Source organism: Streptosporangium sp. NPDC000095 (genome assembly GCF_042899335.1).
In the GTDB taxonomy this organism is placed as follows: domain Bacteria; phylum Actinomycetota; class Actinomycetes; order Streptosporangiales; family Streptosporangiaceae; genus Streptosporangium.
The window spans coordinates 339131-355887 of record NZ_JBIAZS010000004.1 but is presented as its reverse complement, the minus strand read 5'-3'; the positions used below and the strand labels follow the sequence as shown (position 1 = coordinate 355887).

General features: G+C 71.9%; 15 protein-coding genes. 6 read left to right on the top strand and 9 right to left on the bottom strand.

What is annotated here, in order from left to right; translation table 11 throughout:
* Window positions 1-4: 4 nt before the first annotated feature.
* Both ACFY3V_RS12425 and ACFY3V_RS12420 read right to left on the bottom strand, forming a co-directional pair.
* Window positions 5-943 (bottom strand): pseudouridine-5'-phosphate glycosidase, encoded by a 939-nt coding sequence (locus ACFY3V_RS12425; RefSeq protein ID WP_362900734.1) that lies wholly within the window; start codon window positions 941-943, stop codon window positions 5-7.
* 123 nt (window positions 944-1066) lie between these two features.
* Window positions 1067-2254: a putative sulfate exporter family transporter gene (locus tag ACFY3V_RS12420; RefSeq protein WP_362900736.1), complete on the bottom strand. Its 1188-nt coding sequence runs from the start codon at window positions 2252-2254 to the stop codon at window positions 1067-1069.
* Window positions 2255-2324: 70 nt separating this feature from the next.
* On the opposite strand from ACFY3V_RS12420, the gene ACFY3V_RS12415 reads away from it, so the two are divergent.
* The 6 genes from ACFY3V_RS12415 to ACFY3V_RS12390 all read left to right on the top strand — a co-directional run bounded on the left by ACFY3V_RS12415 (window position 2325) and on the right by ACFY3V_RS12390 (window position 8970).
* Entirely contained in the window at window positions 2325-3227 is a 903-nt protein-coding gene (locus ACFY3V_RS12415) for a LysR family transcriptional regulator (protein ID WP_362900738.1), read from the top strand.
* Between the two features lie 61 nt (window positions 3228-3288).
* Window positions 3289-4815 carry a phytoene desaturase family protein gene (locus tag ACFY3V_RS12410; protein ID WP_389772682.1) on the top strand — a complete coding sequence of 509 codons (1527 nt, stop codon included), beginning with the start codon at window positions 3289-3291 and terminating at the stop codon, window positions 4813-4815.
* 43 nt (window positions 4816-4858) lie between these two features.
* Entirely contained in the window at window positions 4859-5566 is a 708-nt protein-coding gene (locus ACFY3V_RS12405) for a response regulator transcription factor (protein WP_362900742.1), read from the top strand.
* Window positions 5563-7011 (top strand): HAMP domain-containing sensor histidine kinase, encoded by a 1449-nt coding sequence (locus ACFY3V_RS12400; protein ID WP_362900744.1) that lies wholly within the window; start codon window positions 5563-5565, stop codon window positions 7009-7011. Before ACFY3V_RS12405 ends, ACFY3V_RS12400 begins: the two co-directional genes overlap by 4 nt.
* Before the next feature lie 99 nt (window positions 7012-7110).
* A complete protein-coding gene (locus ACFY3V_RS12395; RefSeq protein ID WP_350944009.1) occupies window positions 7111-7974 on the top strand; it encodes an intradiol ring-cleavage dioxygenase in 864 nt (287 codons plus the stop codon).
* A gap of 345 nt (window positions 7975-8319) precedes the next feature.
* Window positions 8320-8970: a TetR/AcrR family transcriptional regulator gene (locus ACFY3V_RS12390; RefSeq protein ID WP_362900747.1), complete on the top strand. Its 651-nt coding sequence runs from the start codon at window positions 8320-8322 to the stop codon at window positions 8968-8970.
* Window positions 8971-9133: 163 nt separating this feature from the next.
* On the opposite strand, the gene ACFY3V_RS12385 is transcribed toward ACFY3V_RS12390, so the two are convergent.
* The 7 genes from ACFY3V_RS12385 to ACFY3V_RS12355 form a co-directional block, all read right to left on the bottom strand.
* Window positions 9134-9880 carry a hypothetical protein gene (locus tag ACFY3V_RS12385; RefSeq protein ID WP_362900749.1) on the bottom strand — a complete coding sequence of 249 codons (747 nt, stop codon included), beginning with the start codon at window positions 9878-9880 and terminating at the stop codon, window positions 9134-9136.
* Window positions 9881-10161: 281 nt separating this feature from the next.
* Window positions 10162-10431: a hypothetical protein gene (locus ACFY3V_RS12380; RefSeq protein WP_350944005.1), complete on the bottom strand. Its 270-nt coding sequence runs from the start codon at window positions 10429-10431 to the stop codon at window positions 10162-10164.
* A gap of 67 nt (window positions 10432-10498) precedes the next feature.
* A complete protein-coding gene (locus ACFY3V_RS12375) occupies window positions 10499-11350 on the bottom strand; it encodes a helix-turn-helix transcriptional regulator (RefSeq protein WP_350944003.1) in 852 nt (283 codons plus the stop codon).
* A gap of 135 nt (window positions 11351-11485) precedes the next feature.
* Window positions 11486-11710: a hypothetical protein gene (locus tag ACFY3V_RS12370; RefSeq protein WP_350944002.1), complete on the bottom strand. Its 225-nt coding sequence runs from the start codon at window positions 11708-11710 to the stop codon at window positions 11486-11488.
* A 318-nt stretch (window positions 11711-12028) separates the two neighbouring features.
* Entirely contained in the window at window positions 12029-13834 is a 1806-nt protein-coding gene (locus ACFY3V_RS12365) for an acyclic terpene utilization AtuA family protein (RefSeq protein ID WP_362900844.1), read from the bottom strand.
* Window positions 13834-14646, bottom strand: coding sequence for an enoyl-CoA hydratase-related protein (locus ACFY3V_RS12360; RefSeq protein ID WP_362900754.1), 813 nt, complete (start codon window positions 14644-14646; stop codon window positions 13834-13836). Before ACFY3V_RS12360 ends, ACFY3V_RS12365 begins: the two co-directional genes overlap by 1 nt.
* A gap of 70 nt (window positions 14647-14716) precedes the next feature.
* Window positions 14717-16726 (bottom strand): acetyl/propionyl/methylcrotonyl-CoA carboxylase subunit alpha, encoded by a 2010-nt coding sequence (locus ACFY3V_RS12355; RefSeq protein ID WP_389772954.1) that lies wholly within the window; start codon window positions 16724-16726, stop codon window positions 14717-14719.
* Between the last annotated feature and the right edge of the window lie 31 nt (window positions 16727-16757).

The window sequence follows — 16757 nt, the reverse complement described above, 5'->3', positions numbered from 1 at the left end:
GCCCTCAGTCTCCCCGGCTCCAGGAGGCCGCGATCTGCCCGGCGACACGCGCGTTGCCCCGTACCGCGGCCAGGTTCGCCTCCAGCGAGGCGCCGTCGGTGCCGCGCACCAGGTAGCCCAGGAGGAACGGGGTGATGGCCTGACCGGTGATCCGCCGCTCCTCCGCCTCGGCGAGGGCGCCGGCGAGGACGCGGTCGTGCAGCCCGGGGTCGAGCTGCTCGGTCAGCGGCACCGGGTTGGCGACGATGAGCGCGGTCTCCGGGCCGCCGAGCGCGTCCTGGGCCCGCATGATGCCCGCCGCCTCGTCGGGGGTCTCGATGCGCCAGTCGATCGGCTCGCCGGAGGAGTGCAGGTAGAAGCCGGGGAACTCGTCGGTGCGGAACCCCGCGATCGTGACGCCGCGCGTCTCCAGCCGCTGCAGGGTGGCCGGAACGTCCAGGATCGACTTCACCCCCGCGCAGACCACGGTGATGCGGGTCCGGCTCAGCATGTCGAGGTCGGCCGACTCGTCCTGGCTCTCGGTCCAGCCGCGGTGCACGCCGCCGAGGCCGCCGGTGGCGAAGACCCGGATGCCCGCCCTGGCGGCGAGGAACGAGGTGGCGGAGACCGTCGTCGCCCCGCTCGCCCCGAGCGCGGCGGCGGTGGGCAGGTCGCGAAAGCCCAGCTTGCGAAGCCCCGGCTCGCCGGCGACGCGCTCCAGCTCGCTCTTGTCGAGGCCGATGCGCGCCACGCCGTCCAGCACCGCGATCGTCGCGGGCACCGCCCCGGTCTCCCGGACGATCCGCTCCAGCTCCACCGCGACCTCGAGGTTGCGGGGCTGAGGCAGGCCGTGAGAGATGATCGTGGACTCCAGTGCCACGATCGGGGCACCCCGCTCCAGTGCTTCGGCCACCTCGTCCGAGGGGCGGAGCACACCGGAGAGGGCCTGTCGGGTGGTACGCATGAGCTGGTTCTGTCTCCTTGTCCGAGGTCGTAATCATTGCTTGCTTTTGGAACGGTGTAAACGACACCGTCTTCCCCAAAAAGAGCACGTTACGGCGGTTGCGGGGAGACGTCCACTTAAAGATCAGCCAATGACCAGCACCCCGAACAGTGAGATCCCGCCGATGATGGCCGTGGCGATCCCGCCCAGGAGCAGCGATCGCCCGCCCCGCGCGAGCTTTCTCAGATCCACACCGGTACCCAGGGCGAAGAGCGCGGCGGCGAGCAGCACCGCCGTGAGACCGGGAACCACCTCGATGATCTCGGGCGGCACCGCGCCCAGGCTCCGCGCAGCCACGGCCGCGACGAACCCGGCGACGAACAGCGGCACCACCGGCGGGCGCCGCAGCGTGCCGTCGGTGCTCCCGGCACTCCCGGTGCTCCTGGAGTTCCCGTCGTCTGCGGCGCTCTCCGCGTTCCGAGGGCCCCCGGTCTTGGAGCGGTCCGTCGCGGCACGGCGCAGGGAGACGGAGGTCAGCCCGACGATCGGGGCGAGCAGGACGACCCGGGCCAGCTTGACGGCGACCGCGCTCACCAGGACACCCGCTCCGGCCGCCGCGCCGATGGCCGCCACCTGCGCGACCTCGTGGACCGAGGCCCCCGCCCACAGTCCCAGCTGCCGCGACGTCAGTCCCAACGCCCCCGCGAGCAGGGGCAGCGTGACGATCGAGGCGCTGCCGTACAGGACGACCACGCCGACCGCGGCCGCCACGTCGTCGTCGTCACTGTCGGCGACCTCGTGCATCGCGGCCACCGCCGCCGCCCCGCAGACGGACACGCCGGTCGCGATCAGCAGGGACCTGTGCGGCCCCACCCCGAGGCGGCCGCCGATCCACCGCGTCGCGGCGAACGTGACGCCCGTCGCCGCGGCGACCACCGCGAGCGCCCGCCAGCCGAGCGCCAGCAGCTCCGGCAACGCGATCTGCAGGCCGAGCAGCACGATCGCCAGGCGGAGCACCCGGCGGGAGACGAACCCGAGCCCGGGGACGAGCGACCGGCGCAGGCCGCCGAGGTTGGTGAGCGCGACCCCGAGGAACACCGCGATCACGCCGGCGCTCACCCCCGGAACGACCCCGGTCGCGGCCGTCGCCAGGACCACCGCGACGATCGCGGCCCCGAGCCCCGGCGCGAGCCTCCCGAACGCCCCGAGGGTTCCGGGCCGCGCGCCCGGTGCCGATGTCGGTGCCGCGGCCGAGCCTGGTGCCGGGCGTACGGGCGTCGTCGGGGACTGAGTGGCGGAGCCGACAGGACGGGGGGAGTGCGAGACGGGCATGCCCCGAGTGTCGGTGTGACGCCGGGAGGCCGGTAGCCGTCACCTCTGTGGCAGGTCATAGCCTGGCGCTATGAGTGAGCTGCCCGACCTCGAATCCCTGCGCCTGCTCGTCGACGTGGAACGCCTGGGCAGTCTCGGCCAGGCCGCCCGGGCCGCGGGCATCGCGCAGCCGTCGGTGAGCAAGCGCATCTCCCTGCTGGAACGCCGTCTCGGGCTGCCCCTGCTGGAACGCACCCCGCGCGGATCCACCCTCACCCCGCAGGGCGTGATGGTCTCGGCCTGGGCCGCGCAGGTGCTGGCCGCGGCGGAGGAGCTCATGCGGGGGGCGGAGGCGGTACGGCACGGCCGGGCCGCGCACCTGCACATCGCCGCCAGCATGACGGTGGCCGAATACCTGCTGCCGCGCTGGCTGGGCGAGCTCCAGGATCGCGAGCCCCAGGTCCAGGTCGGCTTGGACGTGCAGAACTCGGCCGAGGTGGCGAGGCTGATCGGAGGGGAGATCGAGCTCGGGTTCGTGGAGGGGCCATCGGTCCCGGCAGGGCTGGTGTCGCGGGTGGTGGCCACCGACAGGCTCGTGGTGGTGGTCGCGCCGGGGCATCCGTGGGCGCGTCGTCGCACCCCGCTGCTCGCCGCGGAGCTGGCCGCCACCCCGCTCGTCGTCCGCGAGCGGGGGTCGGGCACCCGCGAGACGCTGGACCTCGCGCTCACCGGCCACACGGTCGCCCCCCCGAGGCTGGAACTCGGCTCCAACACCGCGGTCAAGGGCGCCGCCCGCGAGGGCGCCGCCCCGGCCGTGCTCAGCGGCTACGCGGTGGAGGCCGAACTGGCCACCGGCCGCCTGGTCGAGGTGCCCACGAAGGACATCGACCTCACGCGCCGCCTGCGGGCGGTGTGGCGCCACGGCCGCGTCCTCACCGGCCCCGCCGCCACCCTCCTCGACATCACCCTCTCCGCCGCCCGCGAGCGGCGATGACCCCGGACCGGCTCCCTCACCTCATCCCATCCACCTCATCCATCACCGATCGGGAGGTCTCGTGCTCCGCTCTCGCTACGAAGCCGTGATCGTCGGAGGCGGCCACAACGGCCTGGTCGCCGCCACCTACCTCGCCCGCGCCGGACGACGCGTCCTCGTCCTGGAACGCCTCGGTCACGTCGGCGGCCTCGCCGTCTCGGCGCAGGCGTTCCCCGGGGTCGACGCGAGGCTCTCGCGCTACTCCTACCTGGTCAGCCTGCTGCCCTCGAAGATCGTCACCGACCTGGGGCTCAAGATCGAGTTGCGCCGGCGCAGGTACGCCTCGTACACGCCGGTGGGCGACACCGGGCTGCTCGTCGACAACGGCGACGCCGCGCGGACGGCCGCCTCCTTCGCCCGGGTCACCGGAGGCACCGGTGAGCTGGAGGCGTGGCGGCGCTTCTACGGGATGACCGCCGAGGTGGCCCGGCGGATCGCGCCGACGCTGCTGGAACCCCTCGCCGACCGCGCGGCGACGCGGAACCTCGTCGGTGAGGAGGCCTGGCGCGACCTGTTCGAACGCCCGATCGGCGAGGTGGTGGACGAGCGGTTCGCCGACGACACCGTACGCGGCGTGGTCCTCACCGACGCCCTCATCGGCACCTTCGCCGACCCCGCGGGCCCGGACCTGCTCGCCAACCGCTGCCTTCTCTACCACGTGATCGGCGACGGTACCGGCGACTGGAACGTCCCCGTCGGCGGCATGGGCGCGGTCTCCGGCGCGCTCGCCGACGCCGCCCGCGCCGCGGGGGCGGAGATCCTGACCGGCGCCGAGGTCCTCGCGGTCGACCCCTCCGGTGAGGTCTCCTTCCGCGACACCCTCGGGGAGCACACGGTGACGGGCGAGCGGATTCTGGCCAACGTGCCGCCCGCCGTGCTCGCCCGGCTGCTCGGGGACGCCGAGCCCGCCACCCCCGAGGGGGCACAGCTCAAGGTCAACATGGTGCTCTCCCGGCTGCCGCGCCTGAGGGACACCGGCGTGGACCCCGCGGCCGCGTTCAGCGGCACGTTCCACATCAACGAGGGCCGCGACCGGCTCGCCCGCGCGTACCGGGAGGCGTCGGCGGGACTGATCCCCTCGCTGCCCCCTGCCGAGGTCTACTGCCACTCGCTGACCGACCCCTCCATCCTCGGCACGGAGCTGCGCCGGAGCGGAGCCCACACGATGACGCTGTTCGGCCTGCACATGCCGGCCAGGCTGTTCCGGGAGGACCCGGTGGGGGCGCGCGAGGCGGCGCTGCGCGCCACGCTCGCCTCGATGAACGAGGTGCTCGCCGAACCCGTCGAGGACTGCCTGCTGCGCGCCCCCGACGGCAGCCCCTGCCTGGAGGCCAAGACCCCGGTCGACCTGGAGAACGAGGCGGGCCTGCCCGGCGGTCACATCTTCCACCGCGACCTGTCCTGGCCGTACGGGGAACCGGGGCGCTGGGGCGTGGAGACCGCCTTCGAGCGCGTCCTGCTCTGCGGCGCGGGCGCCAGGCGCGGCGGCGGCGTCAGCGGCATCCCCGGCCACAACGCCGCGATGGCAGCGATGGCGCCGCTCACCTGAGGCGTTCATCCCGCTCTCATGGTGTGCGTCTACCGTGGAGGTCATGGCTGAGGGTGAGGCGGCGCGGGTGCTGGTCGTGGACGACGAGCCCGCGCTCAGGGAGGCGCTGCAGAGCAGCCTGGAGTTCGAGGGCTACCGGGTCGGCGTCGCCCCGGACGGCCAGGCGGCGCTGGAGGCGATCGACCGGGAGCCGTACGAGCTGGTCCTGCTCGACGTCATGATGCCCAGGATGGACGGGCTGACCGCCTGCCGCAGGCTCAGGGCGGCGGGCAACCACCTGCCGGTGCTCATGCTCACCGCCCGCGACGCCGTGGGCGACCGGGTGTCCGGCCTGGACGCGGGGGCCGACGACTACCTGGTCAAGCCGTTCGAGCTGGACGAGCTGCTGGCCCGCGTCCGGGCGCTGCTGCGGCGCGGCGCCCTGAGCGCCCCCACGGCCCAAGACGACGGGGTCCTCATCTTCGGCGACCTGCGGATGGACACCGCGGGGCGCGAGGTCACCCGCGCGGGCGAGCCGCTGGAGCTGACCCGCACCGAGTACCTGCTGCTGGAACTGTTCATGATCCACCCCCGCCAGGTGCTCACCCGGGAGCAGATCCTCGGCGAGGTGTGGGGCTTCGACTTCGAGCCGTCCTCCAACTCCCTCGACGTCTACGTCATGTACCTGCGCCGCAAGACCGAGATCGGCGGGCGCCCCCGGCTGATCCACACCGTCCGGGGCGTCGGATACGTGCTGCGGACCTCCGCGTGAACGGGCGCCGCTCCCTGCGCTCCCGGCTCACCCTGCTGGTGGCGGCGGCCGTGGCGCTCGCGATCGCGGTGTGCGCGGCGCTGTGCTGGTTCGTGGTGAAGGCCGAGCTGCTGCGGCAGGTGGAGCGCTCGCTGGAGGGACGGCCGCAGGGCATCGAGTGGATCGCTCCCTACTGCCACGAAGGGCCGCGAGGGGTGGGGGTTCCGGGAGGTCCCGACCATCCCGGAAAGGTCCCCGATGGTCCCGATCACCCCGGAGAGGCCCCCGGTCGCAGGCCGCTGCCCCGCCTCGCGCCCATCCAGCTCCTCTACGCCGACGGCGAGAGGTGCGTGGCCGGTTCCACCCCCGTCAAGGTCACCCCGGCGGACCTGGCCCTGACCCACGGCCCCCCGGGCCGGCAGGTGTTCAGGAACGGCGTCACCGACGACGGCGAGGAGGTCCGGGTACTGACGAGGAACGTCCGGCCCGGTGTCGCGGTCATGGAGTCCCGATCCCTGGAGGAGGTCCGCACCACCCTCGCCACGCTCGCCGGGATCCTCGCGGGAGTCACCGCGCTCGGCGTGCTCGGCGCCGCCTCCGCCGGGCTGCTCGTCTCCCGTACGGCGCTGCGTCCCGTCGGCCGCCTCACCGAGGCCGTCGAGTACGTCGCCAGGACCGAGGACCTCGACACCAGGATCCCGGTCGAGGGCAACGACGAGATCGCCAGACTGGGGGTCTCCTTCAACGCGATGACCACCGCGCTGGCCGGTTCCCGCGAGCGCCAGCGGCGGCTGATCGCCGACGCGGGCCACGAGCTGCGCACCCCGCTCACCAGCCTGCGCACCAACATCGACCTGCTGCTGCGCAGCGAGAACGCCGGGCGCCCTCTCGACGCCGCTCCCAAACGCAGGCTGCTGACCAACCTCAAGGCCCAGTTCGAGGAGATGTCCACGCTCGTCGGGGACCTGCTGCAGCTCTCACGGTCGGAGGACGAGCACGAACCGCACGTCGAGGTCGCCTTCCACGACGTCGTCGAGGCGGCCGTACGCAGGGCGCGGCTGCGCGCCCCCGACACCTCGATCGAGGTGGAGCTGAGCCCCTGGTACCTGCTGGGCGACCAGGCGGCCCTGGAGCGGGCCGTGGTGAACCTGCTGGACAACGCGGTGAAGTTCTCCGCCGACCGGGCCGCACCCGTGCAGGTGCGGCTCGGCGACGGCGAGCTGACCGTGCGGGATCACGGCCCCGGCATCCCGGAGGAGGAGCTGCCGTACGTGTTCGACCGGTTCTGGCGGTCCTCCTCGGCCCGCAGCATGCCCGGCTCGGGGCTCGGGCTGGCCATCGTCGCCAAGGCGGTGCGTGACGCCGGGGGAGAGGTGGAGCTGAGGAACGCCGAGGGCGGCGGCATCCTGGCGCGGGTCCGCCTGCCGGGCTCCTCGGCCCGCGCCCACATTCCCGCGGCGCCGTGAGGCTTCTCATCAAGCGTTAAGGACCCGCTCAGCGAGAGTCCAGAGGGCGCGGTGAGCGTGGGGGCCGACACGAGGGGCCGACACGAGGAAGGCATCGCCATGAAGAACATCGACCGGAGAACGGCTCTGGCAGGGCTCGGCACCGTGGGCCTCGGGACGCTGCTGGCCGCCTGCGCCGGATCGGACAGCACCACCACGCAGGTGGCGACGACGACGGGAGGCACCGCGACCGTTCAGCCGACCACCGCCTCCTCGACCGGACTGGCCGCGCTGTTCGAGGACGCGCCGACGTGCGTTTTGACCGAGGAGACCACCCAGGGGCCGTACCACTTCGACGCGGGCAAGATCCGCAGCGACATCCGCGAGGACAGGCAGGGGAGCACGCTGCGGGTGGCGATCCGGGTGCTGGACGCCGCCACCTGTGAACCGATTCCCAGCGCGGTGGTGGAGATCTGGCACTGCGACGCGGGAGGCGTCTACTCCGGTTTCGAGAGCGCCTCCCAGGCGGCGGGCGGTGGCCCCACGGGAGAGCGCCCGACCGGCGCGCCGCCGAGTGGCGGCCCCGGCGGCCAGGGAGAGGGCGTCCAGGGGCCGGGAGCGGACGACGGCATGGCCGACGCCACGCCCACCGACGAGAAGCGCTACCTGCGCGGCGCCCAGGTCACCAACACCGACGGCATCGTGGAGTTCGTCACGATCTACCCGGGCTGGTATCAGGGACGTAGCGTGCACATCCACGCGATGGTGCACATCGGCGACTCCCGGGTGCTGACCACCCAGATGTTCTGCGACGAGACGGTCTCCGACCAGGTCTACGCGGCACGGCCGTACGCCGACCACACCGGGCAGCGTCTGAGGAACGAATCCGACTCCATCTACGACGACAGCCTGCTGATGAAGCTGACCGTGGAGGGCGACGGCCACCTCGGGGTGATGACGTTCTCCGCCCCCGCCGCGAAATGACCCTCTGAGCACAGCCCCCGGCCATGGCCGAGGCCTCTCTCACCGCGACGTACCGGCCACGGCGACCTGGCCGTCCGCACCGGGCTCTTCGCGGGCTCTCCACGGGCTTCAACGTCGTCCGAGGGCAGAGGAGGGAGTTCGTCCTGTGCCTCCGACCAGCCCTTCCACCGCCGCGGCTGAGGCCGGCGGTGACGTTGCGACGCCCCGGCGGTCGCCCGTATTCGGTCACCGTCTTCTTCGCCCGTACGGTGACCGAATACAGCCGATGAGACAGGCGTGCAGGTATTGACTGATCCGCTGATCAGGAGTAGTGAGCGGCGGTCCGAGCTGCTGTAGTCTTGCGCCGTGCATAGCGGAGGAGGGGCGCGCAGCAGCCGCGCCGACCAGGCCGACCAGCGTCGAGCAGAGCTCCTTGAAGCCGCCAGGCGAGTCGTGCTGGAGCGCGGGCTGGCCAGCACCCGCGTCGCCGACATCGCCAAGGCGACGAACGTGAGCGGCGGGCTGATCCACTACCACTTCGCCACCAAGGACGATCTCATCACCGAGATGCTCCGCAGCACCAGCGACTCCGAGGTCCAGCGGCTGAAGGAGATCGTCGCCGGTCCCGGCACCGCGCTCCAGCGTCTCGACCGCGTCCTGCGCTTCTACATCCCCGCCTCCCGTTCCGACCAGAGCTGGATCCTCTGGGTCGACGCCTGGGCCGTCGGGGTGCGCGAGGAACACGTCCGCGCGATCCTGCTGGAGCTTGAGGGCGCCTGGATCGAGATCCTCGGCCAGGTGATCTCCGACGGTGTCGCCTCGGGCGAGTTCACCTGCGACGACCCGCTGGGCTCGGCCGAGCGGATCGACGGCATGCTCGACGGCCTCGTGGTCCGATACACCCTGCACGCCGGCAACATGTCGCGGAGCCGGATGCTCCATCACGCCCGGGTCGCCGCCGCCCGCGAGGTCGGCCGCGGCCTCGCCGACTTCCCCGACGTGCCGGCCGAGAGCTGACGTCCCCGGGTGACCCTCCCCCCGAACCGGTCGGCCCGGGGGCTTCGGTTGATCCTGGTGAGCACGGCTTCGGCACGCATCCGGGCGACGGCGCGGACCGCCTGTTCCTCAGCCCTCGATCAGGGGGGAAGGTGAGCCGGAGCGCGGCCGGCGCGAGCGGGTCTCAGATCCGTTTGGCGCCGATCTTCTTCAGCCACTGGTCGCAGTTCCCGCACGCGGAGCGTGCCTGCCACTTCCCGCCGGTCGCGTTCCAGGTCTGGGCGTGGAAGTAGAGCATGTCCTTGGGAATCTTGGCCATCTCGGTGATACCGGTGCTGTTGAGGTACGCGTTCATCGCGGCGACCTCTCCGCACGCGGTGATCGGCCAATCCTCGACCTGGCTCACGCCGGTCAGGACCTTCGCCATGAGCGGATGCTTCGTGGAGAGGGAGTATTCTCCGCTCGTCCCCGACCAGGTCTTGCCCGTCCCGGCATGGCTGACGACGGCGATCACCGTGCCCGCCTTTCTGCCCGCGCCCGCACCGTACTTCCTGGTCAGGCGCTGCGCCTCTTCCAGCGCTTTGGAGGCGAGTGAGTCCTTGTCCTTCCTCTCCTTCTCCTGAGCCTTCAGCGTCTCCATCCGGGTCGTATGGGCGACGAAGGTCCCCCAAGCGCCCGTGTCGTTCTCCTCCAGCCACGCGATGAACTCCTCGCGAGCCGTGCTCTCGGCCTTGTCGTAGTAGGCGATGGCGTACGTCAGGCTTGACAGCTTTTTGTCGATGGCCTCGAAAGGGTCTCGTTTGCTGGCCAAGTCGGGCACGTGGGTCTTGATATAGGTCTGCAGGTCGGTTCGAACGGCACTGGCCCACTCCGGGAAGTCCGTCTCCGGCACCTGGTCGGCGAAGGTGGGTGTGCTCGTCTGCTCGGACATCGGAGTCCTCTCCGTCGGTGTGAGCTGGATGACGGACCGCCTCGATCGCCCCGACAGGCGTCACGCGCCGGCAAGGCCGCCGGGATCGGCGGCCTGCCTCCCCACGAGTGTCCGAGCAGGCGATGAACGACCGATTGCCGTCCGATTGGCGGCACCGGGATTCGCGGTCGGACGGGTCGAGGCGGCATGGACAGGACTGAGTGGCGGACCCACGTGCGCCCACGCGCGAGGGCGGTTTCGCGGCACCCGGCGTACGGGAGACCGGCCCGGTGCCGGGGCGCTCAGATCCGGGGGGTGGGCATGGCGGCGAGGAGGAAGGCGAGCCGGGCCGCGGCGTCGTCGATGTCGTCGCTGGTGCCGAGCCGATATCCCCACGAGGTGATGAAGCCGCCGTCCTGGGCGCAGGTCACGGTCTCCGCCAGGGTGTTGCTGAAACGGTTGCGGACGTAGACGTACGCGGGGTCGCCGAACGAGATCCGCTGCACGGAAAGGTCGCCGTGCAGCCGTATGGCGGCAATGAATCTCTCAAGACAAGACAGCGTGTCCAGCATCGTGAGTCACCTCCGTCTGGACAGAGAATTGCACGATCTTGGGATGCTAATCAAGCAATTGCAGGGTTTAGTCCTTTAATTGTCCGGATAAATCGCTGAGTACTCGGACGATCACCGATCTGGCGCCCTCGCCAAAGGCCGCGACCTCGCGGAGTTCCTCGAAAGCCTGCATGTAGAAGGCGACGTCCTCCGGGTCGCGCAGAAGCAGGTCTCTCGTCCTGGTCGGCACCGTCACATGGTCCTCGTCGTACACCCAGAAACCGTTGAGCGGCGCCGAGGGCAGGGGCGTCTCGAAGGGGATCACCCCGAACTCCACGTTCGGCAGCGCGGTCACCGCGAGTAATCGGTCGAGCTGCCCGCGCATCACGTTCAGCGGGGCCAGCCGGTAGCGCAGCGCCGCCTCCGGGATGACGAACCTGAAGCGTTTGCTCTGGTCGTAGAGGACGTCCTGGCGCTGCATGCGCACCCGGATGGCCGCGTCGATCTCCTCGGGCTCCCGGTAGAGGCGCTTGATCCGCGTGAAGATGCTCCGGGCGTACTCGGTGGTCTGCAGCAGCCCGATGATCACGCCGGGCTCGAAGGCCCGCAGCAGGGTCGTCCGCGCCTCCACGTCGCGGATGTCCTCCTGGAGTGTGACCAGCGCGCCGCGGTGCCGCTGCCGCCAGGAGTCCTGACGGTCCAGCAGGCCCGCGGCCTGCTCCAACAGCGCCTGGACGACCTCGGGGGAGGCGTCCACCGCCCGCGCCCACCGGGTGACGTCGTCCTCGGTGACGGTCTGGCGGGCGTTCTCGATCCTGGAGACCTTGGACGCCTGCCACCTCAGCCGCTCGGCCAGGTCCTTGCCCGACAGGTGGGCGGTCTCTCGCAGGTGCCGCAGTCGCATGCCGAGCTCGGTCCTGGCCTGCTGGAACCCGCTCACCCGATCTCCTCGGCCGTTCCTGCGGGCCGTGTGCCGCGGCTGTGGTCCGCCCGTCGTTCCCGCGTGCTCACGTCGCCTCCCCATGGTGCGGAACGACGCTAGCCCCGAGCATGTGGATCAAACCATAGAGCACTCCTAATCGTGACCAATATTTACAGAAAGTACTCGGCGGGCGATCTCTACGAGAAGCTCACGGGGTACCTCGACGGCGGTTTCGCCGTCCAGGACGTGGCGCAGGTCGGCCATCGCCTCGGCGTCGGTCACCCGGAGACCCTGCACCACGATGGTCCCGCGATCGGTTTCGTAGAGGGAGGGACAGGCCCCCGCCTCAGAGGTGGAGCCAAGAAACCGGAGGCGCATGTTTGAGTCCTTCCCCGAATCACACTCATGGAGCAATTGCGTGCAATCCTAGATTTCGGAAGGTTGCATGAAGGTTTCAAAGCCGGACGGCGCGTATTCCGCCTATTTCGGCGCACGGCAGCTGAACATCTCCCCGTATGTGACATGAATCTGCGGACGAGGGCGAACCGGTTCAACGGGGTGGCGCGGAGCACGACCCCGGCTGCCGGACCCCTGCCCCCGCGGGCGCCCTCAAGACGATGCCGAGTCTGCGGCAGGCCGTCACCGCGTACTCCCCGGCCCGGCGTGATGGAAGGTCGCCGTGGCGGGGTGAGCGGATCAGAGGAGGCGCCGGGGGATGTCGGCGAACCCGGCGCGGAGTTCTTCCCCGAGGGCCTTGGCCTGGGCGTCGAGACGAGGACTCGCGGCCACACCCCGGCCGAGCAGGCCGTGCACGACGAAGTTGAGGGCGAGCAGGTTGGGCAGCTCGAAGCGCTCGACCCGCAGGCCGGCGGTGAACGGCAGGAGCTCCGCCAGGCGGTCGACCGTGAGGTGGGCCTCCAGCCACTCGAACCGCTCCGGCGTGGCGACCCAGACCCCCAGGTTGGCGTTGCCGCCCTTGTCACCCGAGCGGGCGCCCACGACCGTTCCCAGCGCGACCCGGGCGGTCTCACCGTCGCCGCGCTCGCCGCCGTGCCGTCCGAGGTCGGCGTCGTCCACCGAGCCCGCCGCCTCACCTCCACCGCCGCTCGCGGCCGGCGAGGCCGTCACCTCCGAGGATCCGGGCACACCGGGCTTCTCGTCCGTGCCGGGTACGTACGTGCCGGACGCCTCGCCCGCGCCTGACGCGTCGTCCCTACCGGGCACGGCCGGAAGCTCGCGGCCGTCGAGCCAGACGCGGGCCCGCACCGTCTCCGCCGGGACGAGCGTGGGCCAGTAGACCCCGTACGGCGAGGCGTCACCGGGAGGGGTGAGGCCGTAGAAGCCCGGATAGCTCGCCAGGCCGGTCTCGACCACGGCCGAGGAGAAGGCGCGCCCGGCCTTCCGCCGGTCGGCGTCCATCACGGTGACGCGCAGCAGGGCGGTCCCGGCGAGCGGGGTGAGCTCCACGTGGACCTGGTCGAACGACTCCCTCGGCACCCGCGACCAGATGGCCTCCTCGGCCAGCCGGGCCTTGGCCTCGATGTCCAGGCCGGTCAGCACGAGCGTCATGGTGTTGCGGTAGCCCGCCAGGTAGTTGACGGCGACCTTGAGCGAGTCGGGAGGCGCCTCGCCGCGCACCCCGAAGACGCGGACCCGGTCGGGGCCCTCCTGCTCCAGCCGGATCGTGTCGAAGCGCGCGACCACGTCGGGACCGAGGTAGCGGGGTGAGGCGATCTCGTACAGCAGTTGCGCGGTGACCGTGCCCACCGAGACCAGCCCGCCGGTCCCCGGGTGCTTGGTGACCACGCTGGAGCCGTCGGCCTCCAGCTCCACCAGCGGGAACCCGCAGTGCGCCAGGTCGGGCACCTCGCCGAAGAACGCGTAGTTGCCGCCGGTCGCCTGGCAGCCGCACTCGATGACGTGCCCGGCGACCACCGAACCGGCGAGCGCGTCGAAGTCGTCCGGCCCCCACCCGTACCGCCAGATCCCCGGCCCGGTGACCAGGGCGGCGTCCGTGACGCGGCCGGTCACCACCACGTCCGCCCCGGCCGACAGGGCGGCGGCGATCGGGCGGCCCCCCAGGTAGGCGTTGGCGGTCAGGGCGGGGGCGGGCAGCGGCTCACCGGTGTCGGCGTTGGGCGCGCCGCCCAGGTCACGGCCGGTCAGGTCGTCACCGGTGACGTGGGCGACCCGCACCGGCAGCCCGAGGCGTCCGGCCAGCTCACGCACGGCCTCGGCGCACCCGGCCGGATCCAGCCCGCCCGCGTTGGAGACGATTTTGACGCCCCGCTCCAGACATGTCCCGAGGACCTCCTCCAGCTGCCGCAGGAAGGTCGGCGCGTAGCCGGGACGGCCCTTCGACCGGTTCCCCGCGAGGATGAGCATGGTCAGCTCGGCGAGCCAGTCGCCGGTGAGCACGTCGATCGGACCGCCCTCCACCATCTCCCTGGCGGCGGAAAGCCGGTCACCGTAGAAGCCGGAGCAGTTGGCGACGCGCAACATCAGCTCGACTCCGGCGCGGGAATCCACGACGCGGGCCGCTTCTCCATGAAGGCGGCGATCCCCTCCTGGCCCTCGGCGGAGGTGAAACGCTTCGCGGACAGCTCGGCCATCTGGCGCATGCCCTCCTCGACGCTCAGCTCGGGCACGGTCCGCACCAGCTGCTTGGTGAGGGCGAGCGCCTCGGGGCCGCCGCGCAGCAGCATGCCGGTGTAGTGGGCGACCGTCGCGTCCAGCTCCTCCTCGGGCACGGCGCGGGTGAGCAGCCCGATCTGCGCGGCGCGGGCGGCGTCGAACGTCTCGCCGGTGAGCAGGTACTCGGCGGCGGCGCGCGGGTCGAGCCGCCGCAGCACGGTCACCGAGATCATCGCGGGCACCACGCCGAGCCGCACCTCGCTGAACGCGAACGACGCCGAGTCGGGGGCGATCGCGAAGTCGCAGGCCGCCACCAGGCCGAGCCCTCCGGCCCGAGCCGTACCGTTCAGTCGGCAGACGACCGGCTTCGGGCTCTCCCAGATCAGGCTCATGATCTCCGGGAACGACGCGGTCACCGGCGCCTCGTGCGCGTCCCCCGGCGCGACCCGCTGCTCCTTCAGGTCGGCGCCCGCGCAGAACACGGGACCGGTCCCGGTGAGCACGATCACCCGGACACTCTCCTCGGCGAGCGCCCAGTTGAGTCGGTCCTCCAGGTCGCCGAGCAGCCGCACCGACAACGCGTTGCGGTTGCGGGGGGAGTCGAGGGTGATCGTCGCCACCCCGCCGGACACCTCTTTGTGCACCAGGCGTTCCACCGGCCAGCCGCCGTCGGTCCTCATTTCGGTCCTTTCCTCCAAGACCTTCTCCCGTTCCCCGGGACTCCACGGAGCCTGTCGGAGAGCCGGAAGGTCACGTCCGCTCCTCGATGACGGCCAGCACGGCCCCCGCCTCGACCTGGCGGCCGGGCGCCACGTTCACCGCCGCCACCGTACCCGGCGCGGGCGCGGCGATCCGATGCTCCATCTTCATCGCCTCGAGCACCACGACCACCCGCCCCGCCCCGACGGTCTCGCCGACCTCGACGTCGACCCGCAGCACCGTACCCGGCATGGGTGCCACCAGGGAGCCGGGCAGCACGTGTTCCACCGGTTCCGGCAGGCGGGCCAGCGGGGTGAGCCGTACGGAACCGAGGGGGGAGTCCACGTGCGTCACGTCGTCGTAGCGGGCGACGGCGAATCGGTGCCGCACGCCCGAGGTCTCCAGCACCACGAGCGAGGGCGTCGCGCCGATCAGGACCGTATCGGGAAACCCCTCGGCGCGCAGGCCGTCCCTGGTGATCCGATAGGAGATCTCCGCCTCCGCGAAGGAGCTGCGCTGCGGCTGCGACACCACATTGCGCCACCCGCTCGGCAGTCCGGCCTGCACGGTCGCCGTCGCCCGGTTCGCCGCCGCCCCCGCGAGCGCGGCGGCGAGGGCGGACAGGCGCACGACCCCGTGGGCGTCTCGGCCGGACCCGGTGAGCCCGTGCTCCTCCAGGAATCCGGTGTGGGTCTCTCCGGAGAGAAAGGCCGGATGACGCAGGACCTCGACCAGCAGGTCCCGGTTGGTGACCGGACCGTGGATCCTCGCACCCGCCAGCGCGGCGGCGAGCCTGCGCACCGCGTCGGTGCGGCTCGCACCGTAGGAGACGACCTTGGCGAGCATCGGGTCATAGTGGACGCCGATCTCCGAACCGTCCTCGACCCCGGAGTCCAGCCGCAGGCCGTGGCGCCCACCCGGCGGGGACGCGAAGCGGGAGTCCACCCCGAAGACCTCGAAGCGGTGCAGGACGCCGCTCTGCGGAAGCCAGTCGCGGGCCGGGTCCTCGGCGTACAGGCGCACCTCGACGGCGTGCCCGGACGGCTCGGGCGGCGACGCGGGGAGCCGGGCGCCCTCGGCGATCCGCAACTGCCACTCGACGAGGTCGACGCCGTACACGCACTCGGTCACCGGGTGCTCCACCTGCAGGCGGGTGTTCATCTCCAGGAAGGCGACCGTCTCCTCCCTGACGAGGAACTCGACGGTACCGGCGCCGACGTACCCGATGGCCCGCGCGGCGGTGACCGCCGCGTCGAGGAGCCGCGCCCGCATCGCGGCGGAGATCGCCGGGGACGGAGTCTCCTCGACCACCTTCTGGTGCCGCCGCTGGATCGAGCACTCCCGTTCGCCCAGCGCCCACACCGTCCCGTGCCCGTCGGCCAGGATCTGCACCTCGATGTGCCGGGCGCCCTCCAGCAGGGGTTCGACGAACACCGTGCCGTCCCCGAACGCCGACGCGGCCTCCCCGCGCGCCGACTCGACCGCCTCCGGCAGGTCCTCGGCGCGTCGCACGACGCGCATCCCGCGCCCGCCGCCACCGGCCGACGCCTTCACCAGCAGGGGAAAGGCCCCTTCGGAGATCGGTCCACCCATCCGGGAGAACATGGCCTCCAAGTCGTCTGTGGAGTGACCGGGTCCCGCGACGAAGCCCGGCAGCACCGGGACCCCCGCCTGGGCCATCAGCGCCTTGGCCTCGATCTTGGAGCCCATCGCGGCGACGGCCTCGGCCGGAGGACCGACCCAGGTCAGCCCGGCCTCGGTCACGGCCCGCGCGAAGGCGGCGTTCTCCGACAGGAAGCCGTAGCCGGGGTGCACCGCGTCGGCCCCCGCCAGGCGGGCCGCCTCGACGATCCTCTCCACCGCGAGGTAGGTGTCGGCGGGCCTGACACCGGCGAGCCGTACGGCATGGTCGGCCTCGGCCACGTGCGGCGCGTCCGCGTCGGCGTCGGAGAAGACCGCGACGGTCTCGACACCGAGGTCGCGGCAGGTGCGGAAGACGCGGCGGGCGATCTCACCGCGGTTGGCGACGAGCAGGCGGCGGATCGGCGCGGCGCCGGTCATGGGCGTGGTCACGGTCACATCCGGAACATGG